Here is a 23,604-nt window from a genome sequence, read left to right on the forward strand (position 1 = left end):
CAAGGATTCCCAGCGACCGGAAAATATGATTCACCGTTGCTGGAGGTGGATCATGGGGAAAGCCTTTTCGAGCGATCTTCGGAATCGGATATCTGATCATGTGGCGGCGGGTCATTCGCGACGTGATGCGGCGCGGCGATTTGGAGTGAGCGTGAGCTGCGCGATCAAGCTTGTGCAGCGTGTGGCGAAGACGGGGTCGGCGGCTCCGGCGCGGCAGGGGCGGCCGCCGGGAGCAGGCAAGCTTGCGCCGTACATGACAATGCTGATCCGCTGGGTGGAGGCGCAGTCGGATATCAGCATGCCCGAGCTTGCGGCAAAGCTTGAGGCGACGACGAAGATGCGTGTTCATCCAGCCTCATTGTCGCGCGCCCTTCTGGGAGCGGGCTTCAGATATAAAAAAACAGCTTCTGGCCTCGGAGTGCGGACGCGATGATGTTTGCGAGGCTCGTCGGCGATGGCGGCTGCATCGCCAGCCGCGCATGCGCGAGCAGGCGCACCGCTTGGTATTCATCGATGAGACAGCGACCACGACGAAAATGACGCGTCTGCGGGGGCGGGCTCGCCGTGGCCAGCGCCTGAAGGGACGCGCGCCATTTGGCCATTGGAAGACGCAGACCTTCATAGCAGGATTACGGTGCGACGGCCTGACCGCTCCCTGGATCATCGATCGGCCGATGACCAAAGAGATCTTCGAAATCTACGTGGAAACCCAGCTCGCGCCGACACTCGATCCGGGCGACGTCGTGATCCTCGACAACCTGCCGAGCCACAAGAGCGAAAAGGCCAAGGCGATCCTCAAGCAGCGCGGCGCCTGGTTCCTCTTCCTCCCGCCATACAGCCCTGATCTCAACCCGATCGAGATGGCCTTCTCAAAACTGAAAGCGCACCTCAGGCGCATCGGGGCCAGGACGATCGATGACCTCTGGCGAGCCGTCGGCAGCATCTGCGACCTCTATCCGCCCGACGAATGCCGCAACTACTTCATCGCCGCCGGATATGCACACGATTAAACGCTCGATGCTCTAGAACTGGAATTTCGACGCATCAAGGACGGTGGCAATTATGGTCGTGTTCAGCTTACCACCATGGAAATCGTGTTTGCCGATAAGAAGGCCAACTCGGGCGGATTGCAGCTTGCTGACTTGGTGGCCCGCCCTATCGGTTTGCGACAGCTTCGTCCCGACCAGCCGAACCGGGCATATGACATCATAGCTGAGAAGTTTCACCGTAACGGTGCGGGCCGGATTGAGGGGATTGGACTCAAGTGCTTCCCTTAAAAAGCGAAAGGCCCCAGTATACACCGAGGCCGCAACGCCGACTGGGAACATCCCCCTGTCCACTTGCCTTCAATATATCCCTAAACTGCAAAATGTCAATCAACCGGCGGGGGGCAATGCCACGCTTCGTTCAATCTCATCCGCCCATTCAGCAAGGGCGGCGCGCTTCTCCGCCTCGTAGCTATGGAGCGCATAGGTCCGCGCCGTCACCCCTTGCGGGGCATGATTTAGCACCCGCCCAACCACCAATTCCGAAACACTAAGACGCACCATGTGCGTTGCCGCTGTCCGGCGCAGGTCATGGAGTCGCCACGGCTTCATCTCGCCACCGCTCGCAGTGAGGAGCTTGTCGAGTTTCGCTTTACCTTGACTATAACATTTGGTGTGGGTTTGGCCGTCACTTGACCAGACATATGGCCCGAACTCAGGCGTGGCTTTGAGCAGTGCAACCGCCTGCGGTGATAACGGTACCAGATGGGCGCGGGCTGATTTGGTATCTTGGCTTGCCAGCACCCATGTTCCGGCAGTCAAATCAATGTCCGCCCAGCGCATCGACGCCACTTCCGTTCGGCGTTGTCCAGTTAGGATGAGCAGCTTGAGGAAGCCCGCGAAGGGATAACCCATCATATCGGCGGCCCGATACACCCTCGCCACCTCATCCATGTTGAGGAAGCGGTCGCGCGGAACGTCCTGACTGGGGTTCGAAATGGCTTCGGCGGGTGAAGCGTCCACCCAATCGCGCGCCATAGCATAGCGAAACAGGGTGCGGATGATGGCGAGCGCCCGCCCCGGCGCCACAATACCATCAACGCTGTCAATCAGATCGCGGACATCCGCGCGCCGGATGCTGGCAAGGTCAGTATTACGCCACTTCGGCAATACGTAGATTTCAAGCCGTCGTTCCTGATTGCGCCAGCTTTTGTTGCGCGCCTTGGCGACGTTATTAATCCAGTGATCCGCCAGTTCGCCAAACGTCCGCTTTCCGCGAACTTCGCCTTCCCTGGCGAGTGCGATGAGAAACTCCCGCGCCTGATCCCGCGCGGTTGCGAGTGAAATGAGCGGATAGGGACCAAGCGTCTTGTTGATCTGCTTCTGACCGGCGCGGGTGCGAACAATCCACGCTTTGCGACCCCCAGCCCCGACCCTGAGGCGTAGTCCCTTCACCAAATCGTCAGGGTGCTCCTCCTGACCGCTTGCGGGTGGAGAAATGGCGGAAACGCGGGCGTCGGTTAGTCTTGGCATGCTTGTTACCTAGCACAGATTAAGGGTATCCGTCCGAGGAAGGCCGCCTTATGATTGCGGCGGTTATGTCGTGACTTGGCGACGGTGCAAGCGACGGTGTTTGCACCGGTACCGGGGAGTTGGGATGAGCCAGGTCACGATAATTTCAGGCCTTGAACGGCGGCGCACCTGGAGTGACGACGAGAAGCTGGCGTTGGTCGAGGCCTCGATGGAGCCGGGCGCGAACGTGGCGGATCTCGCCCGGCGCGCGGATTGCAGACCATCTCAGATCTATCGCTGGCGCCGGGAACTGCTGGACCCCACGCCCAGTGCACCGACCGGCTTTGCACCGGTGATTGTCGAGAAGGAGGTGCCGCCTGCCTTGCCATCGTCCTCGGCGCCCGTTGCGCCGGTTGGGACGGAACCCTCATGCGCGGCGATCATCATCAAGCTCGACGGCGCGGTCGTGCGCGTGGCGGCCGATGCGCCTCCCGCGCTGCTGGCGGCCGCGATCAAGGCCTGCAAGCGATGATCTCCTTTCCCTCAGGCGCGCGCATCTGGCTGGCGCTCGGGGTCACCGACATGCGTTTCGGCATGCCGGGATTGATGCGTCTCGTGCAGCACGGTCTGGGCCACGAGGTGATGGCCGGCGACATGTTCGTCTTCAGGGGCCGCCAAGGTTCGCTTTGCAAGATTTTGTGGACGGATGCGCTGGGCGTAAACCTTTATGCCAAACGGCTCGAGGAAGGACATTTCGTTTGGCCGTCGGCCAAGGAGGGCGTGATCTCCATTTCGGCGTCGGCCCTGGCATGCTTGCTGGACGGGATCGAGTGGCGCAAGCCACAGGCGCGGTGGCGCCCAACAGCGGTCGGATAAGCGCGCTGCCAACACGCATGTTTCTTTGTATTTTCAAGTAATTGTGCTACTAACATAAGTCATGAGGCGGCGCCTGCATGACTGAGATCCTGACGCTGGACCAAGCCCTTGCGCGCCTGGCGGTCGCCGAGGCTGAAGCAGCCCGTGTCAGGGCGATCAACAGCGATCTGGAAGCGCGCAACGCGCTCCTTGAGCTCCAGAACGAGAAGATGCGCCGCGAGCTTTACGGGCAGCGTTCCGAGCGCGGCCAGCGCCTCGTCGACCAGCTGGAGATCAGCTTCGAGGAAGCCGGGATCTCCGCCGCCGAAGACGAGCGGCTGGGCGAGATCGCCGCAGCGAAGACGACGGTCAAGGCCTTCGAGCGCAAGCGACCGGCACCGCGATCCTTCCCCGACCATCTGCCGCGCGAGCGCGTCGTCATCGCAGCCCCCGAGAGCTGCCCCTGCTGCGGATCGGACAAGCTGTCGAAGCTCGGCGAAGACGTCACCGAGACGCTCGAGGTGATCCCGCGCCGGTGGAAGGTGATCCAGACCGTGCGGGAGAAGTTCTCCTGCCGGGCCTGCGAGAAGATCGCCCAGCCGCCAGCGCCGTTTCACGTCACCCCGCGCGGCATGTTCGGGCCGAGCTTTCTCGCCATGGTGTTGTTCGAGAAGTATGGTCAGCACCAGCCCCTGAACCGCCAGCGCGACCGCTATGCGCGCGAAGGTGTCGACTTGAGCCTGTCGACGCTGGCCGACCAGGTCGGCGCCTGCGTCGCGGTGCTCAGGCCGCTCTATCGCCTGATCGAGGCGCATGTGCTGACGGCCGATCGGCTTCATGCCGACGACACCACCGTGCCAGTGCAGGCCAGGACGAAGACCGTCACCGGGCGATTATGGGGTTATGTTCGCGACGACCGGCCTTTCGGCGGGCCGGCGCCGCCGGCGGCGATCTTCCATTATTCGCGCGACCGCTGCGGCGAGCATCCCGCCCAACACCTGGAAGGTTGGGCGGGGATCATGCAAGCCGACGCCTATGCCGGCTACAATGAGTTGCTGCGCGCCGAGCGCAGGCCGGCGCCGGTCAGGCGTGCCTTATGCTGGGCCCATGCGCGGCGGCCGCTGTTCCAGCTGGTCGATGTCGCGACCATGGCAAGGAAGCGGCGCAACAAGCAGGCGATCGTCATCTCGCCGACAGCGCAGGCGGCGGTGAAGCGGGTCGATGCGATCTTCGAGGCCGAACGCACCTTGTGGGGCAAGCCCGCGGCCGAGCGCCATGCCCTGCGCCAGGATCTCGTCCGTCCACTGGTCGAGGAGCTCGGGGCATGGATGCGCGAACAGCGCGCCTCGCTGTCGCGACACGACCCGGTCGCCAAGGCGATGGATTATATGCTCAAGGCCTGGCCGGATTTTACCGCGTTCCTCGACGACGGCCGGATCTGCCTCAGCAATAATTGCGCGGAGCGCGCGCTGAGAGGGATAGCTCTCGGCAGAAAGGCGTGGCTATTTGCCGGTTCAGACCGCGGCGGCGAGCGGGCGGCGGTGCTGTTCTCGCTGATCGCCACCTGTAAACTCAACGATGTCGATCCCCAGGCCTGGCTCGCCGACGTGCTCGATCGCCTCGCTGGCCTGTCCCAGCACCAGCTGGCTGACCTGCTCCCCTGGAACTGGAAGGCCCAGCGTCAGCCCGTCGCCGAGGCGGCCTGACCATGGCGGCTGTCACCTGCGTCTACACGATCCGCTATGTCGCCGAACGGCTGGGCTTGAGCGAGGACGAGATCTCCGACATCGCCATGACCGACATGGATCCCGAACACGGCCACCTCTGGATCTACGACACCGGCGGCATCGAGACAGAAGCCTTCACCGATGATGGCATCGACCATCTGGCCGAGCTCATCGCCAATCGCGCCACCTGGCTGAACGACAAAGGCTGACCTGCCCGCGGCCCTCGGCGGATGGATACCTCGATCCGGGGCGTGGGCGAACCAAAACCGGCCAGATATGGGCTTATGCCCGCGACGACCGACCGTGTGGCGGCGAGGATCCGCCGATGGTCGCCTATGTCTATGCCGCGGATCGCAAGGCGGAGCGGCCCGAAGCCCATCTGGGCGATTTTGCCGGCATCCTGCAGGTCGATGGCTATGGCGGCTACGCCGCACTCGCTCGGCGTCGGAGCCAAGTGAGCCTCGTCTTCTGCTGGGCACACGCTCGCCGTAAGTTCTACGAGCTGGCTGACAGTTCCCCGGTCGCGACCGAGGTCCTGCGTCGCATTGCCTCGCTCTACGCTATCGAAGATGAGATTCGAGGATCACAGGCCGAGGAGCGACGCACCGTTCGTCACGATCGCAGCCGCACCATCGTCGACGACCTTCGCCAGTATCTCGAGGCCCGAAACCGCCACGCCAGCGCCAAGAGTAAACTCGGCGAGGCGATCCGCTACACGCTCACCCGATGGGACGGCCTCGTTCGTGTCCTGGACGACGGCCGTATCGACCTCGACAACAATGCCGTCGAACGATCAATCCGACCCTTGGCGCTCAATCGGAAGAGCGCTCTCTTCGCAGGGTCTGACGAAGGCGGTGACAACTGGGCCGTGATCGCAACGCTCATCGAGAACTGCAAGCTCAGCGGCATCAATCCCCATGCTTGGCTGGCCGAGACGCTCACCAAGCTCGCCAAGGTCACCCAGCTAATGGCGTCGGGGATCTCATGCCCTGGACTTCCGTGGCCTGAGCACACCGCTTACTGTTCAACTGGAAATGGTCGATCTCGTCCAGCGACACCGTCCGGACCTCCGGCAATGCGTTCATCTGAATTCCCCGATAAGTGCTTGGTTGGCGAAAGCCGGCATTCGTCTTCAGGTGGGCGCGGAACTTTCCTTCGCCGCCAGATTGCGTTCGAGAAATTCGCGAACCGAAATTGCGGAATGACCCGTGATCGTTTCGATCGTGCCTGTCGCATCGTCGCATGGAAAGTCCGGCGCCGCTTTTGCATATTCGACGATCGCGCGGGCAAAGCCGGGTTCCCGGCCGCGCGAAATCAGCGCTTCGACGGCCGTGCCGTCTTCGATGGCTACCTCCGTGAATGCCCGTCCCGCAACTTCGCCGAGCAGACGCGCTATATAGGGAGCGGAGAGGGCTTCCGAGACCAGCGAATAGGCCTTTCCGGCATGCGGACCCGGAACGCCGAGGACCGTGGCCGCGACACGGGCGATATCCGTCGCGGCAACCCAGGGCACGTCCCGCGCGCCCGAAAGATCGCCCACCGTTCCCAGCTGTAGATTGATCCGCGCAGCGAGGCCCTCCAGGAAGAAGCCTGGCCGCAGATGCGTGAACGCGATGTCCGAACTCTCGATATAGCGATCCACCAGCCTGTGCCACGTCAGCAGATCGATAGCGCTTGCGTCCGGCCCGAATGCGCTGAGATTGACGATGGCGCGAACCGACGCGGCTGCGGCTGCGTCGACCACGCTTTTGGCATAATTGAGCATTTTGAGGCCGTAGGGCTTCAGAAGGAAAAGTGTCGTAACCCCGTCCATCGCCGCCGTTATGCTTTGCGGTTCGTCGAGATCCACATGAACGGCGGCAAATCCCTGTGCCTCAATGTTTCTTGCCGTTGCCTCGGACCGGGCTGCGCACAGGATGTTTAAGCGCCTGTCCAGACCTTGCCGAGCGATTTCCGTGAGCAAGTGACCGCCGACGGTTCCACTTCCGCCTATGATGAGAATGGTGTCCATCGGCCAACTCCTAGTTCTTGAGACGATCGACGCCGCGCCAGCGAACGCGATCCATGAAACCATTCAGATTCGCAGGAGATCGCTAGGCCGGGTTGAATATGCGGGTGCCATGAGCAATCGCGTCGCTGAAGGTCTCAACGTTCGACAGGTCGTTGATCTGCGGCCAAGCGTCGGCCACCTGCTCGGGCGTGACCGGCCGACGATGGTCGAACCGGATCCCCCGCGCTTCCATTATCTCGGTGCGCGCGAAGAAGCCCGCTCCCGCAGTGTAGATACGGCCGTTATCCTGGCATTGTTCGTGGGCAAGATAGGCTACCAGCGCGGAGACATGGGCGGGATTGCCCAGACCGGGATTTTCGTCCCAGAATATGCTGCTCTCCTCCAGAACCATGCGCGTAGCCGCACCCGGGAGTATCGCGTTCACGCGAAGATCGTCCTCGCCCACCTCGCGCGCCAGACTGCGCATGAAGCCGAATATGCCGCCCTTGGCGGCCCCGTAGGCCGCCAAATCGCCTTGCCCGTACATTGCACCCGAACTTGAGGTGAATATAAGACGGCCATAGCCCCGCCCCTTGAAATAGGGCCATGCCGCGCGCGCCATGAACATCGATCCGTCCAAATGCACGCCCAGCATCCACCGCCAATCTGGATCGCTTATGTCCTCCAGCGGGCTCGGTATCAATATTCCGGCATTCCAGACCAGTATGTCGATTCGCCCGAAATGCTCGACGGCTGTCTGGACGATGGACCGCGCGCCCTCCCTGGTGTGAACCGTATCGTAATTAGCGATCGCCGTTCCCCCTGCCCTTTCAATCTCGGCAACGACATTATCGGCAGGCTGCGACGACTGCCCCTCGCCCGCCAGGCTTGAACCGCAATCGTTCACGACGACCTTTGCGCCGCGTAAAGCCAGCAATGACGAATGGCAACGGCCCAGCCCGTTGCCGGCACCCGTGATAACGGCCACGCGCCCGCCAAAGCGCAAATTGTCGCCCATCCGACCGATCCTCGTTTTATGGCTCAGGCTCTGAACGTCATCGTCGAAGAGGATATCAGGCCTGCGATTTACAACTGGTTGCGCTCGGCTTTGTGGACGTTCGTCTGAAAACCGGCATCGTTGCCGCTCATTCGGAGCTGGCGTTCCGCGATCCGCCAGCCGGCAGGCGTGCGGACCAACTTGTCATGATATTGCCCCATCATCGTGCCGGTGTGGCCGTCCGGCGTTTCATGCCAGGCCATGATGTAGCTGGTGCACCGTGCGCGGTCGGCGGATTCGAACGCGATCTGGATGTTGGAAAGATGATGCGAGCTCCGGCTGAACCGCTTCATGCGCTTCATGGCCTCGTAAATGTTGCCCGCGCCCCGCGTCTGTAATCGCGGGTCCGGGCCGATGTCGAGAAAACCGTCTTCCGTGAACGCGCCTGCGAGCAAATCCAAATCCAGCAAATCCATGCCGCGGCAATATTGGTGCAGGATATCGGCGATTTCCTGGCGGTCCTGCAATGTGCGTATAGTCTCGTCCACTATGCCAAGCTCCTCTCTATTATATCATGACTACCCGGAACCCGCCGCGTTTCAGAAGCGCCGGATATCCGGCTGTAGTTTGCGATGGTCATCTTCGACATCTCCACGCTCATGCGTATCAGGTGAGGACATCGAAGAAGCTCTGCCGCATATGATTGTCATGGGTGAAGCCGAGATGGCCAAGATCGTTGGTATCCCAAATGAGGGTCGGCGTATCGGGGTAATGGACATAGCCTTCGGCGAACACTTCGTTGCGGTTCCCGGAAGGGTCAAAGAAGTAGATCGTGGCCCCGCGCGTCACGCCATGGCGGTTGGGCGGCACTTCGACCGGAATGCGGTACTTCCCGATCAGATCGGCCGCCTTGTAGAGATCGCCGACCGATTCCAGCAGGAATGACACATGATGGAACCTGTTGGGTTCGGCCTGAAGCTGAAATGCGATATCGTGCGGCTTTGTCGAGCAAGTGAGGAACACTCCCAATGACATTTCGCTCTCGGCCTCCACGATCTTTTCGCTGAGATCGAAGTCGAACACTTCGCAGAACAGGCGCGCGCATTCGTCAATATTGGGCCCGCCAAGCAAGACATGGTCGAGCCGATTGACACGATAGCCGCGGACGACGCCTTCATAGGGGATGGCGCCGGGGTTGCGATATCCCAGCGTGTTGCCGGTCAGTTCCTTTTCGGCATAGAGTTGCATGACGTGCCCGCTCGGCGCCACAAACTGAATGCGGCGGCCACTTCTAGGGTACACGCCCGCTTCAATATGCGTGACCGGCAGACCGAACGCTTCGATTCTGGGCGCAAGCTGCGACAGTGTCGCGTCATCATAGACACGAAACGCCACATAATCGACGCCGGGCGCATCCGCCTCGCGAAGAATGAAGCTGTGGTGCTCATGATCGTCCCAAGGCTTGTAATAGACAAGTCCCTTGTCGTCTTCCATGACCTCGTGCAGGCCCATCCGTGCGCCGTAATGTTCGCGCGCGGCGGCCATATCCATGACCCGGATCCTCACTTCACCTATTCTCAGAACGCCCCTCATGGACATCGATCTTCTCCTTGTCCTACGGTCTTGCTCAAGCGGCCTTGACGCTGCTTTCGCGCTCGCGCGCCATGGTGAGCGCGGTGTCCTCGATCATGTCTTCCTGGCCGCCGATCATCTTGAGCCGGCCCAGTTCGACCAAGATGTCGCGCGCCGGCACGCCGTAGCGCTTTGCTGCGCGCTTGGCGTGCAACAGGAACGTCGAATAGACCCCGACGAAACCGATCGTAAGCGAATCCCGGTCGATACGAATGGGCCGGTCCAACATCGGCACGACGACATCTTCGGCGGCGTCCATGAGCTTGAACAGGTCGCATCCGGTATCGATGCCCATGCGCTCGCACACGGCGGCCAGCACCTCCAGCGGCGTGTTGCCCGCTCCGGCGCCCATGCCGGCGAGCGAGGCATCGATCCGGCTGGCGCCGGCCTCGATCGCGATGATCGAGTTGGCGACGCCCATGCCCAGATTGTGGTGCCCGTGGAAGCCGACCTCAGTCTCGGGCTTGAGCGCCTGCCGCAGAGCGTCCACCTGCGTACGCACATCCTCGGGCAGCATCGTGCCCGCGGAATCGGTGATGTAGATCGTCTGCGCGCCGTAGGACTCCATGAGCTTGCCCTGACTAACGATGCCTTCCACCGAATTGAGGTGCGCCATCATCAGGAAGCCTGTCGTATCCATGCCGAGCTTGCGCGCGAACGCAATGTGCTGCGGGGTCGTGTCCGCTTCCGTGCAATGAGTCGCGACATGGACGCTTCGCGCGCCGCAATCATAGGCGGACTTGAGATCCTGCATGGTGCCGAGCCCAGGGATGAGCAGCACCGACACCTTGGCGCGCTTCAGTTCAGGCACCACGGCGCTGAGATATTCCTCGTTGGTATGAAGCGAGAAGCCGTGCTGAAGCGAATTGCCGCCCACTCCGGCGCCATGCGTCACCTGAAGCAGCGGAACGCCCGCGGCATCAAGTGCCCGGGCAACGGATATCATCTGCTCGACCGAGATCTGCTCACGCTTGGCGTGCATGCCGTCGCGCAGCGACATGTCGTGGAGGAGAACCTTGCGTCCGTCCAGATGCGATTTCATCGGGCCATCTCCTGTGCCTGAACTGGGTGGGCGGCGGCGATCATCGGTTCCGCGAACAACTCCGCCGTTCGCACGGCGGAGGCCGTCATGATGTCGAGATTGCCGGCGTATTTGGGAAGATAGTCGCCAAGCCCCTCGATCTCGACGAAGATCGTGACCTTTTTCCCATCAAACACTGGGCCATTCACGAGCCTGTAGCCGGGCACGTAGCGTTTCACCTCGTCCACCATGGCATGAACGGAATCGCGGATCGCCGCTTCATCGGGGGCGCTCTCCGTCAGGCAATAGATCGTGTCACGCATCATCAGCGGCGGTTCGGCGGGGTTGACGATCACCAGCGCCTTGCCGCGCGTGGCGCCGCCCACGGCAGCCACTGCGCCTGAGGTCGTATAGGTAAACTCGTCCAGATTTGCGCGCGTACCTGGTCCGATCGATTTCGATGCGGCCGTCGCGACGATCTCCGCGTAGTCCACCGGCTGCACCCGCGACACCGCGTGCACCATCGGAATGGTCGCCTGGCCGGCGCAGGAGATCATGTTCACATTGGTGACGCCACTCTCCGCGATGTCCGCGAGGTTGACCGGGGGGCAGCAATAAGGCCCGATCGCCGCAGGCGTGAGATCAATCATCAGCACGCCCAATGCGGTGAGTTTTTCCGAGTTTTCGGCATGGACATAGGCCGAGGTGGCATCGAAGGCGATCCGAACATCGTCGGCTTTCACATGCGGCAGCAGTCCGTCGACGCCCTCGGCAGTGGTCTTGAGACCCATATTCCTAGCGTGCGCCAATCCATCCGAGGCTGGATCGATGCCAACCATCCAGACCGGCTCCAGCACAGCGCTGCGCTGCAGCTTGTAGATGAGGTCGGTGCCGATATTGCCGGATCCGATAATGGCACAACGAATGCGGCTCATGTGTCTTTACTCCTTTGACCCATCATATCGCCGAGATGTCCCGGCGGGCGCTCGCCGACGGTCGTGCCGCCAATGCCGTAATGCTCTGGCACGAGCTCGTGGATGATGACGCGCACGGCGCTCAACGGCGCAGCCATCGTCTCGGAGACCGCCTGCGTGACGGCGGCGACCATCGCGCGCTTCTGCGCCACGCTGCGCCCCTCCATGATATGGACCTCCACAATCGGCATGGCCTACACGTCCTCTACGAAGCGCACGGTGACGTCACCCATGTCCTGGAACCGCGCGCAGACCGAATCTCCGGCCGAGACCAGCTGGGCCTCACAGGCACCGCCGGTCAGGATGAGCGAGCCTCCCTCAAGGGCTTCGCCGCGGTCTTCGAGCCATTGCGAGAGCATGATGATCGTGCGCGCGGGATTGCCCAGCACCGCGCCCGAGGCGGCCTCGCCGACAACCTCCCCATTCTGCACGACCACGATGCCGATGGTGCGAAGGTCAAGCTCGGCAGGGCGCCGAGGCCTACCGCCGATGACATAGCGGGCCGAAGAGCTGTTGTCGGCGACCACGCTCGGCAGATCAAACTTGTAGTCGGCATAGCGCGAGTCGATGATTTCGATTGCGGGTGCGATGAAGTCCGTCGCCGCAAGTACGTCCGCTTCGGTCCGCAAGGCGGCTGCAATATCGGGCTTCAGCACGAATGCGATCTCCGGCTCGACCCGCGGACGAGAGAGCAGCCTGGTGGGACAGATGCCGCCGTCGGGCACTGCCATGTCGGCAGTGATGAAGCCGAAGGTCGGTGTATCCACCTTCATCTGCGCCATCTTAGCGCGTGACGTGAGCCCCGCCTTATAGCCCACCAGCCGGCGACCGCGCACCTTCCAGCGGTCACGCAGCAGATCCTGTACGGCATAGCCGCACGCCATGTCGAAGCCTTCATGAGCTTCGGTCGGCAGCGTCAGCGACCGACCGTTCGTCTGGGCTTCGTCGACCCGTTCAGCGATCGCGCTTAGCGCCTTCCTGCTCAGGGCGAGGGTCATTGAAAGGATACCTCGCAGCTTCCCAGCCCGTCGAAATGGGCGACGATCCTGTCTCCCACCGCCACCGGCACCAGCGCGGCGAGCGATCCGGAGAGAATGACTTCGCCGGCGCGGAACGTCACGCCCAGCGCGCCCAGCCGATTGACCAGCCAGACGACGGCATTGACCGGCGAGCCCTGCACCGCCGCGCCGACTCCGGTCGCCGCCGGTTCGCCATTCTTTTCGATCAGCATGCCGACCAGGCTCAGGTCGATATCACGCGGATCAACTGTTGTGTCGCCCAGGATATAAGCGCCGCAGGATGCATTGTCCGAAATCGTATCCTGGATGCGGATGTCCCAATCGGTGATCCGGCTGTCGACGACCTCGAAGCAGGGCACGACATGTGCCGTCGCCGCCAGCACGTCGACGGCGGTCAGGCCCGGCCCTGCAAGATCGCGCTTGAGGACAAAGGCAATCTCACCCTCGATCCGCGGCTGGATCATGCTGTCCATCGCCAGCCCGGCGCCGCTGCGATGCTCCATGCTGGCGGTCAGCTGCCCAAAATCGGGTTCGAACACCTGCATCATGTTCTGCACGGCTTTCGACGTTACGCCGATCTTCTTGCCGACGATGCTGTCGCCGGTCGCGACCATGCGCGCAACCATCCGCTCCTGGATGCGGTACCCGTCCGCGACGGTGATGCCAGGCAGCCGGTCGCGCAACGGCGCGATCGCGACCCGGCTGTTCAGCGCCTCAAACAGCTCGTCGCCGTGGCGGTCGATGGTGGCGGCATCGAGCGGCATCAGAGCTTCACGCAAATGTTGCGGAGTTCGGTATAGAACTCGAGCGAGTGGACGCCGCCCTCGCGGCCGATCCCGCTCTGTTTGGATCCGCCAAAAGCGGTCCGCAGGTCGCGCAGGAACCAGCTGTTCACCCAGGCGATACCGACCTCGATCCGACTAGCCACCCGGTGCGCGCGGGCGAGATCGCGGGTCCAGATCGTCGTGCCCAGCCCATATTCAGTATCGTTCGCGCGCGTGACGGCCTCATCTTCACTGTCAAAAGGCGCGATGTGACAGCAGGGGCCGAAAATCTCCTCGCGCAAGACCGCGGAATCACCGGGCAGGTCCGTCCAGATGGTCGGCTGAATCCAGGAACCGCCGGAGAGTTCCTCCGGCAGCTGCGGTATGCCGCCGCCGGTCACGACCGTCGCCCCGTCGGCGAGCGCCAGCTTGTAGTAGCGCAGTACCTTCTCACGATGCTCGTGGTTGATGAGGGGGCCCAGCGTCGTCGTGCGATCGCCGGGCATCCCCACCGTCAGGGCCTCCGCCCTAGCCTTCAGCGCAGCAACGAAGCGCTCGAAGATCGGCCGTTGGACATAGACCCGCTCGGTGCCGAGGCACACCTGACCGCAATTAATGAAGGTCGCCCGCGCGATGCCGTCCACCGCCGCATCGAAATCGCAATCCGCGAACACCACGCCTGCATTCTTGCCGCCCAGTTCGAACGACACGTCGCGGATACGATACGCGGCCGCTCGCATGATCGTCGCCCCGGTCGTCGTCTCGCCGGTGAAGGTGATCGCAGCGACGTCGGAATGGGTGGTCAGATATTCGCCGGCCGATCCCGCACCCCGCCCATGAACCACATTATAGACGCCGTCAGGAATGCCCACAGCGGCGCAGACCTCGGCAAGCAACGTGGCTGTGGCCGGTGTTTCTTCGGACGGCTTGACCACAACCGTGTTGCCGCAGGCCAGCGCCGGCGCCACTTTCCAGGTCATTAGCAGCAGCGGCGCGTTCCACGGGCAGATCACTCCAATGACGCCCTTCGGCACGCGTATGGCGTAATTGAGCGCGCCTGCGCCATCGGGCGTCGGCGTCATGAACGATTCGGTCGGAACATTCTTTACCAGATCGGCGAAGATGCCGAAATTCTCGGCGCCCCGCGGGATGAAGGCATGTTCCATGACCGATCGGGGCTGGCCGGTATCGGCCATCTCGGCCTCGACGAAATCCTCGAACCGCCTCGTTATCTCTGCCGCGACTTTATGGAGCAGCATCGAACGTTCCGCGACCGTCATCTTGCCCCATGGACCGGCGAGAGCCGCTTTCGCCGCCGCGACCGCCGCATCCACTTCCGTTCGCCCGCCCGCATGAACCTGGCCGATGATCCCGCCAGTCGCGGGATTGATGTTCGCAAAGCAATCGCCGCCCGAAACAAATCGCCCACCGATGAAATGCAAAAATTGCTTCGGCTCCGCCGTGCGATGATCAGGCCGGTAAGACGCCTCTACGGTCATATCAGTGCCATTCATATTTCCGTAGGCTCCGTAGACGCTTGCGCTCGATGGGGCGGCAAGTCGGGGGCTGAAGGTGAGCGGACAAAGGTCTGTCCGCAACATTGACCATCGTCTGACGCAGTCTCATTCGGCGCCTGTGCGATGTTCGCCTTTTCTCGTTCCGAGGCTTCGAATTCGCGCATGGTCGGCTTGTGCATTTTTCCGGAAGCCGTCATCGGAAAGTCCTCAACATACCGAATATAGCGCGGCACCTTATAGTGCGCGATCTTACCGGAACAATATTCACGGATCATATCATCGGCCAGATGTTCGGATACTTTGATCCAGGCGCAAATCTCTTCACCCATCAAGGAATCGGGAACACCGAATATGGCGATGTCTACAATTGAAGGGTGAGTACGAAGAAAGTTTTCCACTTCGATTGGATAGATATTTTCTCCACCGCGGATAATCATGTCCTTCGAACGCCCTACAATCCGGCAGCGGCCATGTTCGTCCATGATGGCGAGATCGCCAGTGCGCATCCAGCCCGCCGCATCGATCGTCTCGGCGGTTCTATCAGCGTCGTTCCAATAGCCCGACATGACATTGTAACCGCGAATATGCAGTTCGCCCACATCGCCCAAAGGCACGGCCCTGCCTTTCGCGTCCGCCACCTTCGCCTCCACCCATGGATGCACGGTGCCCACGGTCGCGGTTCGGGTTTCGATGTCCGCGTCAGCGCGGGTCTGGAAGCTGACAGGACTTGTCTCCGTCATCCCGAACGCAATCGTTATATCCTTCATGTGCATGTCGGTCATCACGCGCCGCATGATATCCTCCGGGCACGGCGCCCCGCCCATCGCGCCTGTCCTGAGCGAACTGAGGTCGTAGTTCGCGAAATCCCTGTGCGACAGCTGGGCGATGAACATCGTCGGCACGCCATACAGAGCCGTGCACCGTTCCTGCTCCACCACCCGCATAACTTCGGCGGGATCGAAGCCTTCGCCGGGCAGGACGATCGCGGCGCCGTGCGAGACGGCCGTAAGAACGCCCAGCACCATGCCGAAACAGTGGAACAACGGCACCGGAACGCAGATGCGGTCGGCATGCGTCAAGTCCATGAGGCTGCCGCTCAGATGCCCGTTGTTGAGCAGCCCGAAATGGCTGAGAGTCGCTCCCTTGGGCTGCCCGGTCGTTCCGCTGGTGAACTGAATGCATATGGCATCGTCAGGCTGAAGCGTTTGCGCAAGTTCGGCGACCGCATTCCGATCCGCGTTTCCGCCACGCGCGATCAACGCGTCGAAGGACAATATCGCACCCTTGGCGTGACCAAGGCTTATCACCACTTCCAGCGCGGGCAGGCGCTCGCTCCTGGAAAACCCTGCGGCAAACTCGGGCGCGATCTCCGCCAGCATCGCGCCGTAGTCGGATGCCTTGAATCGTTCGGCGAGGACGAGCCCCCGGCATCCGGACAGGTTCAGCGCATGTTCGAACTCGGCTGCGCGATAGGCCGGATTGATCGTGACGAGAATGATGCCGGTCTTTGCAGCCGCCAGCTGGACGATTACCCACTCCGCGCAGTTGGGTGCCCAGATCGCCAGTCGATCGCCGGCTCGAAAATCGAGCGAGAGAAAGCCGGCGGCGAGCGCGTCCGCCTTCTCGGCCAGCTCGCTCCACGTCCAGCGAACGCGCTGGTGAGGAACGACGAGCGCAGGACCATCGGGCCATGCCTCGGCTGCGCGTTCCAACGCCCGGCCGATTGTCTCGTAACGAAGCGGTGCGTGGGTGATGCCGCAACTGTAACTAATTGCCTTCCCATCGCTCCCCGATGCACCCATTGCTGAACCCTTGCCTATTGGCCGCACGCAATTGCTGGCCTTCGGCTTTTCAGCCTAGAGATGGGGACGAGATTTTCTAACACTATATTGGGTTCGCGATCATACCTTGCGTGCATGACGTAGCCGCAGCGCGTTACGGGAAGCGCACATCTTCACTCTCCGGAGATCGGACGTTCCTCGATCACCGAAAGCCCATAGCCCTCGAGCGCCACCAGCGTGTGCGGCGTGTTGGACATGAGCACCATTTCATGCACGCCCAAATCCGCCAGGATCTGTGCGCCCACGCCGTAGCTGCGCTGGTCCATCAGTTCCGTCCTCGACGACATATATGCTGAAAGCGACCGCCCGCTCTCGGCTGCCGACAGAAGCACGATCACGCCGGTGCCCGCCATTCCGATTTCTGTCATCGAGCGCTGCAGCAAAAGTGCGCGATCACCCGGCTCGCCCAGGAGATCGGAAAAGATCGAAAGGCTGTGCATCCGTACCAGCGTCGGACTATCCTCGGATATGCTGCCCTTGAGCAAGGCGAGCGATTCGGTCGAATCGATCTTGTTACGAAAGACCAGAGCGCGCCATTCTCCGCCATAGACGGACGTCATCGGCATGTCGGCCACGCGGCTGACTAGGTGATCGAAGCGCCGCCGATAGGCGATCAGATCCCGGATCGTGCCGATCTTGAGACGATGCTGCTCGGCGAAGACGGCAAGGTCGCTCAGCCTCGCCATGCTGCCGTCTTCCTTCATGATCTCGCAAATGACACCCGAGGGGTTGAGTCCGGCCAGCCGTGCCACGTCCACTGCCGCCTCGGTGTGGCCTGCGCGCACGAGGACACCGCCGTCGCGCGCCACCAGGGGAAACACATGGCCCGGCGTAACGATCTGGTCAGGCCCGTTACGCGCGTCGATCGCAACGGCGATCGTTCGAGCGCGGTCAGCCGCCGAAATCCCCGTGGAAACGCCATGCTTCGCCTCGATCGAAACCGTAAAGGCAGTCTCATGCTTGGTCTCGTTCTTCGGGCTCATCGGATCAAGCTTGAGTTCGGACGCACGCTCCGAAGTGACCGCGAGGCAGATCAAACCGCGGCCATAGCGCGCCATGAAGTTGACTGCATCCGGCGTCGCCATCTGGGCCGGGATGATGAGGTCCCCCTCATTTTCCCTGTTCTCGTCATCTACAAGAATAAACATCCGGCCGTTCTTGGCTGCGTCAATGATTTCTTCAATCTTCGATATTACAGTATCCGTCATTGCGTTTCTCGGTTCAATTTATGTTTATCGGGTTATTTTCAAGCGGCGCAGCGGCTCAGGAATTTTTTCATTTCGACATAAATTTCCTGATCTTCCATTGTCATGCCGCCAAAGCCGATATGCGGCATCCCATCCCAGATATGAAGTTCCGCGCGTACGCCGGCTGCCCGCAATTTGCGGTGCATTCGGACCGTATTGGACAGGAAGAGATCGCGCGTGCCGGATTGGAGAAAGGTCGTCGGAAAAGCCGAGACGTCGCCGAACAACGGAGAAACAAACGGATCGAAGAGGTCCGCATCGCCTGCATAAAGACGATTAAAGTCCGTCAGCCGAAAAGTCAGCCGAGTGTCCAACCCCATCAAAGTGTGGAAAGAATCGCCGCTTTCGGTTAAATCCACCTCCGGTGACATGAGGATGAGTCCACTTGGAAGCGGATGATCCGCGATCTTTGCACGCAACAGCAACGCGCATGCAAGATTGCCTCCCGCCGAAGCCCCGCTAATCACGAGGGAAGCAGGCTCCCGCTCTTCGAGAAGGGCGCGATATGCGGAGAGGCATTGGTCGAGCGCAGCCGGAAAGGGATGATCCGGTGGAACCGGATAGTCGATCGCGAAGATGGTTCGGCCGGTGCGGTGCGCCATCGCAGCCGCCTCGAACCGCATATTCTCCTCGCCTCCTCCCAGAAGCAGCCCGCCCCCACGCATGTGAAGCAATGTCTGTCCTGGCGGTCCCGCCATTTCGTGGGGAATGGCCTGATAAACGGTCGCCTCACCCAGGCGAAGCACCGTGACATCGGCGGCGAGCGTCGGGATCAGTGGGGCCAGGAACGAGCCGAGTTCGGCATTGCGGGCCGCGATATAGCGGCGCCAACCATCCGCATCGTCAAGAAGCGGCCGCGCAGGCGCCGCCGGTCTGGCCATCGCCAATATGTGCCGGGCTTCCGCGCTCAACGCCTCGGGCGCTGGAATATTGCGAGCCGGCAGCGCGGTGATTCCATCGCGGCCGGGAACATCTGCATCAGTCATGTGTCGAAACCTTTTCTCTCACCCAGCAGCGGGCAGCTTCAAAGATTCTCAGAATCATACCGTATGGAGTAGTTCTGGCATGTTACCCCCGTGGCATCTCCATCACCTGGCAGCATCATGGTCGCCATCGCCCCGAGCGACCTCCCGCACAACCTCAAGGAAGCGACGGATGATCGGCGATGTGTTGTCTTCGCGATATAGGCAGCTCAGATCGACCATCGGCGGGAGCTGCGCATCAAGGTTGCGATAAACCACGCCGCTGGCGGAGAGCATCGTGGCGGACTCGGCGATCAAAGCCAGGCCAAACCCGCTGGCAATAAGAGAAAGGGCAGCGATGGCGTCGCCGACCTCCTGGGCAATCACGGGCTTCACGCCAGCCGCGTGGAAGAGACCGAGAACGAGATCTACGAAATTCATCCGTTCGCCGGCGGGAAATAAAATCAACGGTTCGTTGGCGAGGTCGAGAAAGGAAATTTCTTTGCGTTCGGCCAACCGATGGTCAGCGCGCAGGGCCACCATCACTGGCTCCCTGCGGACCGTTTCCACCACAATTCCAGGTTCATTATTTGCAAATCGATTAAAGCCTACGCCGATGCGCCCATTGCGAAGTCCTTCCATCTGCTCCTGCCGAGTCATCGTATGGACGACAAGCTTGACATCAGGCGCCTCCGCATGAAATCGCTCGAGGACGGCCGGAACCACTCCCAGGATCGTCGAGCCGAAGATTCCGATATCCAGCCGCCCAAGTTGCCCCCGTTGAGCCCGCTTGGCGCGTTCTGTCATTCGATCCAGCAGGGCGATAACATTTTGTGCGTCAGACAGCATCGTTAAGCCGACATCGGTTAACTCTACACCTTTGACTGTCCTGCGGAAGAGGATTGAGCCAAGCTCGCGTTCGAGCGCCTGTATCTGACGGGACAAGGGTGGCTGGGAGATATTAAGCCGCTTAGCCGCGCGCCCGATATTCTCTTCAGCCGCGACGGCAATGAAGCTTCGTAACTGCCTCACATCCATATGTCACCCTTCCCAATTGCTATCATTATGCAATTATTTGTAGATTAAGAGAACCGTTGGGATAGCAGCCTTAAATTCTGAAAATTTCGTAGAGGCTTAGTGGCCACTCCTTGGCCAGCCAATTCTCTCATACCGCCTGATCAGCCACGCCTTAATGCATCGGGAGCAGCGTCGTGCTGTTTTTGTGCGTGATATTTTTCGGTTGCTTTTTGGATGGCGACACCGGTTTGGTTGCCGAGGGCGGCATATTGGGTGAGGGCATAGTCCTCGGCGGCCTTGAGCGCAGCGGTGCTGCCGCGGAAGCGCGGCGCGACCTCGGTACCAAAGAGCGCATAGGAGCGCCATGTCGCCTCGCGGTTGGCCCAGTCGTGCGACCATAGCAGGAAGGTGCCGAAGCCCCCCGAATGCTCCCACAATCGTGCGATCTGCGCGGCCGCGTCATCAGGCGTGCCGATGACCGCAAACCCGTTCTCGATCAGCACCTCGATCTGCTGGTCGACCGTATCCGCCCCTTCAGGGATAATGCCGAGCGCGTTGATCTTGCTGTTGTACCAAGCCCAGCGCGCCAGACCGTCGCGCACGTCGCGGCGCGCCTGTTCACGCGTCTCGGCGATGTGCATCGGGCAGACCAGCCGCCAGTTGCGGCGGTCGACCGTCTGGCCGTGCTGCGCGGCCTCATCCTCGGCAATGCCCCAGTTTGTCTTCAGGAAGTTCATCGACGCCGACATTGATGCGTTCAGGGACAGGATCGACAGTCCATGTTTGCCCGCCAGTTTCGAGCCAGAGGGCGAGACCATCGATGTCACTGCGACCTCGAAGCGCGGCCGCGTCAGCGGCGAAAGCTGCAGCCTGGCGTCGCGCAGTTCCCAGTATTTCGTCTTGCGCGTGACCGCCTCGCCTCGCAGCAGCGGCAGGATCACCTCCAGGCTCTCCTCCATCATCGGCCGCAGGTCCGTCGTCTCCAGTCCGTAGAGATAGGCGTCATAGGGCAAGGCCCCGGGACCCACCCCAAGGATCGCTCGACCCCGCGTCAGATGATCGAGCAGGACAAGCCGCTCCGCCACGTTGAAGGGATGATGATAGGGCAGCGAAATCACCCCGGTGCCAAGCCGGATGCGCTCGGTCCGCGCCGCCGCATAGGCAAGGAACACCTCCGGCGAGCCGACCACCTCCCAGCCCGTCGAATGATGTTCGCCCATCCACGCCTCGTCGAACCCGTGCCGCTCCATCCACTGGATCAACTCCACATCCCGATGCAGCGCAACCGTCGGATCCTCGTGCGACGAATGCACCGGAGACATGAACGCTCCAAACCTCAATGGCCAATCAAAATTCATCTGAACACCTTATGCGTCGTGCCTCTGCCATGTCCCATCGAAATTTCGCCGCCATACTTGCGTTCGATCGCGACTTTTCCTTTAAGACTTGGGCTCCCGCTGAATCTGCTCACCTGACCATCGCGCGGGCTTCGATGATCGGGCGATCCCTGACAGCGTCAAAAAGATTCAGGAAGCTCCGTATCTTTGTACTTCTCGCGGACTCTTGGCATGACTTCGTTTGCCAACAGATCCATCGAACGCCGATATTGTTCGGGCGCATCCGAATAGTCGTGCGTCAGCGCCACCAATTTTCCGAAGCCTCCCGAGATATCTATCATATCGCAGATCTTCTCGAACGCCGTATCGGGCGATCCGACAATCGCCTGATTCCTGGCCAGATATTCAGCCGTCACCTGGTCAAGCGGAAGATTCGGATCGTCAGTCACCGCATTGCCATTGCCATGCTCGACCATCGTCTTGATGTAATAATCGGTCCACATTCTCCCCAGGAACCCGTTTACCACCAGATCGATGGCTTCGGCGTCCGTGTCCGCGATCATGATATCCCGCACGACGCGCCAGTCGGACCTTTTCGGCGGATTTGCGCTGCGCGCCGCGCCTCGCTTTATGGCCTCGAGCTGGCCCATGAGCTGTCTGCGACTGAACATGAGGCTGAGCGGCGTAAAACCGCGCTCGCCCGCCATTTCCAACGTCGGCGATGCAATGCCGGCTCCCGCCACCCCGAGCGGCGGATGGGGGAACTGAAACGGATCGAGATGACGGGTCGTATCGGTGTCTTGAATCCGCCGCACCTTCCAGAACTTGCCCTCATATTCCCAGGGGCCGCGCTCATTCCAATATTTTTGCAGAATAATGAGACATTCATTGAACCGCTCACGATGCTCACCATTAGCCCCATCGATGTTGAGCATCTCGAAGTCGGCATGACCCACGCCGACGCCCACACCGACCATGAGGCGGCCCTGAGACAGATGGTCCAGGTACGCAATGCGAATGGCAAGCTGCGAGGGATGATGCTGCGAAAGCAGATATGTGCCAGCGCCAATGCGGATGTTCTTCGTCTGGGCGAAAGCCTGCGCCATCAAATAATCGGGGGCGGGACAATTTTCCCAGCGCTGGGTGAGATGCTCGCCCACCCACGCCTCGTTATAGCCAAATTCTTCAGCCCAGCGAATGACCTGAAGGTCCCATTGCGCGGACTCATAAACTCCTCTTTCAGGCGGATGAGAGGGCATCATAAAGATGCCCAACTCGAGCGCATCACCCAGCTTCATATTCTCTCCTCCATCACACCATGATTAATTCGGATGCAGTTTTGGGGTCACGCCGCAGGACAAAGCGAACGTCCGTGAGATCCCTGTCGATCGCGAGTCGACCCTCGATAATTTAAGAACTGAAATCTAGTTCTATATTTTTGACGTGTCAACAAGCCTGCATCTGAAAGGCCCGGTATAAAACCGCTTCAACTCCTTCCGCCGCTGCCGCCAATTTGTGCTTGCACTTACCCGCGCAATCTTCCCATTTTACAGAGATCATCCCGCACATTCCGCAAGGCCAGGTAAGCGCTCAAGTGACAAAGACATCCATCGACGCAAGAAAACCCCTCTCAGGTCCGGCCGCGCGGCGCGAACGGATCATCGTTGCCGCTCTCGATCTCATCCGTCAGCCGGGCGGCGGCAGCGTGCAAATGCGCGAGGTAGCCGAGCACGCGGATGTGGCGTTGGGCACATTATATCGTAATTTCCCATCACGCATGGAACTGATGGCCTATGCCTATGAGCGGTGGCGCGAAGGTTGTTTCGAAAAGCTCCTGTCATCCGATGCGGTGCAGGGCGCCACATATGTCGAGCGATTCACGAATGTCACGCGCCTCGACTATTCCTTTCTCGAGCAGGAACCGAGTTTCTGCGAAATTTCGGTCATGCTGAGCAGATCATCGGATCTGAACGTCGCGGCCTGCATCCGTAGAATTCGCGAGAAATCCTACGAAATCTATCTTCGCGCCCTTGAGGGGGTGGATCGCGCCGACGCGCTTTCCGTTATAGATATTTTTGCGGCTGTGATGGAGGGTCAGGCCAGCCTTTTCGCGACCGGAAGAGTCACCGGAGAGGCAGCGCACGCAGCAATGGAGCGCTGCATCTACATGCTTCTAGTATGGAACATTGATAGTATGGAACGTTGA

The 23,604-nt window shown here is 60.9% G+C and carries 24 protein-coding genes and 1 pseudogene; 8 read left to right on the plus strand and 17 right to left on the minus strand.

Features of this window, described 5'->3' with window-relative positions; genetic code table 11:
• Nucleotides 1–52 precede the first annotated feature (52 nt).
• Both BSL82_RS19970 and BSL82_RS21915 read left to right on the plus strand, forming a co-directional pair.
• Nucleotides 53–1,010 (plus strand): IS630 family transposase gene (locus BSL82_RS19970; protein WP_158010753.1). Its coding sequence is split into 2 segments (ribosomal slippage): nucleotides 53–403 and nucleotides 405–1,010, totalling 957 coding nucleotides; the frame shifts between segments, so codons are not numbered across the junction.
• A 75-nt stretch (nucleotides 1,011–1,085) separates the two neighbouring features.
• Nucleotides 1,086–1,277 carry a DUF3800 domain-containing protein gene (locus tag BSL82_RS21915; protein WP_503660804.1) on the plus strand — a complete coding sequence of 64 codons (192 nt, stop codon included), beginning with the start codon at nucleotides 1,086–1,088 and terminating at the stop codon, nucleotides 1,275–1,277.
• Between the two features lie 99 nt (nucleotides 1,278–1,376).
• On the opposite strand, the gene BSL82_RS10390 is transcribed toward BSL82_RS21915, so the two are convergent.
• A complete protein-coding gene (locus BSL82_RS10390) occupies nucleotides 1,377–2,519 on the minus strand; it encodes a tyrosine-type recombinase/integrase (RefSeq protein WP_072597415.1) in 1,143 nt (380 codons plus the stop codon).
• A gap of 124 nt (nucleotides 2,520–2,643) precedes the next feature.
• Here BSL82_RS10390 and tnpA point away from each other — a divergent pair, with 124 nt between their 5' ends.
• The 5 genes and pseudogenes from tnpA to tnpC (BSL82_RS10415) form a co-directional block, all read left to right on the plus strand.
• Nucleotides 2,644–3,030, plus strand: a complete 387-nt coding sequence (tnpA, locus tag BSL82_RS10395) for an IS66-like element accessory protein TnpA (protein WP_072597428.1) — start codon at nucleotides 2,644–2,646, stop codon at nucleotides 3,028–3,030.
• Complete coding sequence (gene tnpB / locus BSL82_RS10400; protein WP_072597430.1) at nucleotides 3,027–3,374, plus strand: IS66 family insertion sequence element accessory protein TnpB; 348 nt, start codon at nucleotides 3,027–3,029, stop codon at nucleotides 3,372–3,374. Before tnpA ends, tnpB begins: the two co-directional genes overlap by 4 nt.
• A 77-nt stretch (nucleotides 3,375–3,451) precedes the next feature.
• A complete protein-coding gene (tnpC, locus tag BSL82_RS10405) occupies nucleotides 3,452–5,059 on the plus strand; it encodes an IS66 family transposase (protein ID WP_072597432.1) in 1,608 nt (535 codons plus the stop codon).
• Nucleotides 5,060–5,061: 2 nt separating this feature from the next.
• Complete coding sequence (locus BSL82_RS10410; RefSeq protein WP_072597434.1) at nucleotides 5,062–5,289, plus strand: hypothetical protein; 228 nt, start codon at nucleotides 5,062–5,064, stop codon at nucleotides 5,287–5,289.
• Nucleotides 5,290–5,318: 29 nt separating this feature from the next.
• Nucleotides 5,319–6,088, plus strand: a pseudogene (gene tnpC / locus BSL82_RS10415) (IS66 family transposase); the annotation flags it as partial.
• Between the two features lie 124 nt (nucleotides 6,089–6,212).
• On the opposite strand, the gene BSL82_RS10420 reads toward tnpC (BSL82_RS10415), so the two are convergent.
• From BSL82_RS10420 to BSL82_RS10495, 16 genes are all read right to left on the minus strand, one after another.
• Nucleotides 6,213–7,154 (minus strand): NmrA family NAD(P)-binding protein, encoded by a 942-nt coding sequence (locus BSL82_RS10420; RefSeq protein ID WP_083579138.1) that lies wholly within the window; start codon nucleotides 7,152–7,154, stop codon nucleotides 6,213–6,215.
• A gap of 19 nt (nucleotides 7,155–7,173) precedes the next feature.
• Complete coding sequence (locus BSL82_RS10425; protein ID WP_072597438.1) at nucleotides 7,174–8,088, minus strand: SDR family NAD(P)-dependent oxidoreductase; 915 nt, start codon at nucleotides 8,086–8,088, stop codon at nucleotides 7,174–7,176.
• A 68-nt stretch (nucleotides 8,089–8,156) separates the two neighbouring features.
• Nucleotides 8,157–8,615 carry a nuclear transport factor 2 family protein gene (locus BSL82_RS10430; protein ID WP_158010823.1) on the minus strand — a complete coding sequence of 153 codons (459 nt, stop codon included), beginning with the start codon at nucleotides 8,613–8,615 and terminating at the stop codon, nucleotides 8,157–8,159.
• Between the two features lie 118 nt (nucleotides 8,616–8,733).
• Nucleotides 8,734–9,666, minus strand: a complete 933-nt coding sequence (locus BSL82_RS10435) for a catechol 2,3-dioxygenase (protein ID WP_072597442.1) — start codon at nucleotides 9,664–9,666, stop codon at nucleotides 8,734–8,736.
• A 28-nt stretch (nucleotides 9,667–9,694) separates the two neighbouring features.
• Nucleotides 9,695–10,741: a 4-hydroxy-2-oxovalerate aldolase gene (gene dmpG, locus BSL82_RS10440; RefSeq protein ID WP_072597443.1), complete on the minus strand. Its 1,047-nt coding sequence runs from the start codon at nucleotides 10,739–10,741 to the stop codon at nucleotides 9,695–9,697.
• Nucleotides 10,738–11,655 (minus strand): acetaldehyde dehydrogenase (acetylating), encoded by a 918-nt coding sequence (locus BSL82_RS10445; RefSeq protein WP_072597445.1) that lies wholly within the window; start codon nucleotides 11,653–11,655, stop codon nucleotides 10,738–10,740. The genes dmpG and BSL82_RS10445 overlap by 4 nt, the downstream gene beginning before the upstream one ends.
• On the minus strand, nucleotides 11,652–11,885 hold the full coding sequence (gene thmT, locus BSL82_RS10450) for a 2-hydroxymuconate tautomerase (protein ID WP_072597447.1): 234 nt from the start codon (nucleotides 11,883–11,885) through the stop codon (nucleotides 11,652–11,654). The genes BSL82_RS10445 and thmT overlap by 4 nt, the downstream gene beginning before the upstream one ends.
• A 3-nt stretch (nucleotides 11,886–11,888) precedes the next feature.
• On the minus strand, nucleotides 11,889–12,692 hold the full coding sequence (locus BSL82_RS10455) for a fumarylacetoacetate hydrolase family protein (protein WP_072597449.1): 804 nt from the start codon (nucleotides 12,690–12,692) through the stop codon (nucleotides 11,889–11,891).
• Nucleotides 12,689–13,477: a fumarylacetoacetate hydrolase family protein gene (locus BSL82_RS10460; RefSeq protein ID WP_072597450.1), complete on the minus strand. Its 789-nt coding sequence runs from the start codon at nucleotides 13,475–13,477 to the stop codon at nucleotides 12,689–12,691. The genes BSL82_RS10455 and BSL82_RS10460 overlap by 4 nt, the downstream gene beginning before the upstream one ends.
• A complete protein-coding gene (locus tag BSL82_RS10465) occupies nucleotides 13,477–14,976 on the minus strand; it encodes a 2-hydroxymuconic semialdehyde dehydrogenase (RefSeq protein ID WP_072598724.1) in 1,500 nt (499 codons plus the stop codon). The genes BSL82_RS10460 and BSL82_RS10465 overlap by 1 nt, the downstream gene beginning before the upstream one ends.
• Nucleotides 14,977–14,987: 11 nt before the next feature.
• Nucleotides 14,988–16,796, minus strand: a complete 1,809-nt coding sequence (locus tag BSL82_RS10470) for an AMP-binding protein (RefSeq protein ID WP_072597452.1) — start codon at nucleotides 16,794–16,796, stop codon at nucleotides 14,988–14,990.
• A 152-nt stretch (nucleotides 16,797–16,948) separates the two neighbouring features.
• A complete protein-coding gene (ribB, locus tag BSL82_RS10475; protein ID WP_072597454.1) occupies nucleotides 16,949–18,043 on the minus strand; it encodes a 3,4-dihydroxy-2-butanone-4-phosphate synthase in 1,095 nt (364 codons plus the stop codon).
• A 38-nt stretch (nucleotides 18,044–18,081) separates the two neighbouring features.
• Complete coding sequence (locus BSL82_RS10480) at nucleotides 18,082–19,068, minus strand: alpha/beta hydrolase (protein WP_072597456.1); 987 nt, start codon at nucleotides 19,066–19,068, stop codon at nucleotides 18,082–18,084.
• A gap of 102 nt (nucleotides 19,069–19,170) precedes the next feature.
• Nucleotides 19,171–20,082, minus strand: coding sequence for a LysR substrate-binding domain-containing protein (locus tag BSL82_RS10485; protein WP_072597458.1), 912 nt, complete (start codon nucleotides 20,080–20,082; stop codon nucleotides 19,171–19,173).
• Between the two features lie 140 nt (nucleotides 20,083–20,222).
• The gene (locus BSL82_RS10490; RefSeq protein WP_072597460.1) at nucleotides 20,223–21,419 is read right to left on the minus strand and encodes an LLM class flavin-dependent oxidoreductase; all 1,197 of its coding nucleotides are present in this window, start codon (nucleotides 21,417–21,419) and stop codon (nucleotides 20,223–20,225) included.
• A 158-nt stretch (nucleotides 21,420–21,577) separates the two neighbouring features.
• The gene (locus BSL82_RS10495) at nucleotides 21,578–22,696 is read right to left on the minus strand and encodes an LLM class flavin-dependent oxidoreductase (protein WP_072597462.1); all 1,119 of its coding nucleotides are present in this window, start codon (nucleotides 22,694–22,696) and stop codon (nucleotides 21,578–21,580) included.
• A 221-nt stretch (nucleotides 22,697–22,917) separates the two neighbouring features.
• Between BSL82_RS10495 and BSL82_RS10500 the strand changes: the two genes are divergently transcribed.
• On the plus strand, nucleotides 22,918–23,604 hold the full coding sequence (locus BSL82_RS10500; protein ID WP_226998426.1) for a TetR/AcrR family transcriptional regulator: 687 nt from the start codon (nucleotides 22,918–22,920) through the stop codon (nucleotides 23,602–23,604).

It is taken from the genome of Tardibacter chloracetimidivorans, assembly GCF_001890385.1.
Taxonomy (GTDB): domain Bacteria; phylum Pseudomonadota; class Alphaproteobacteria; order Sphingomonadales; family Sphingomonadaceae; genus Tardibacter; species Tardibacter chloracetimidivorans.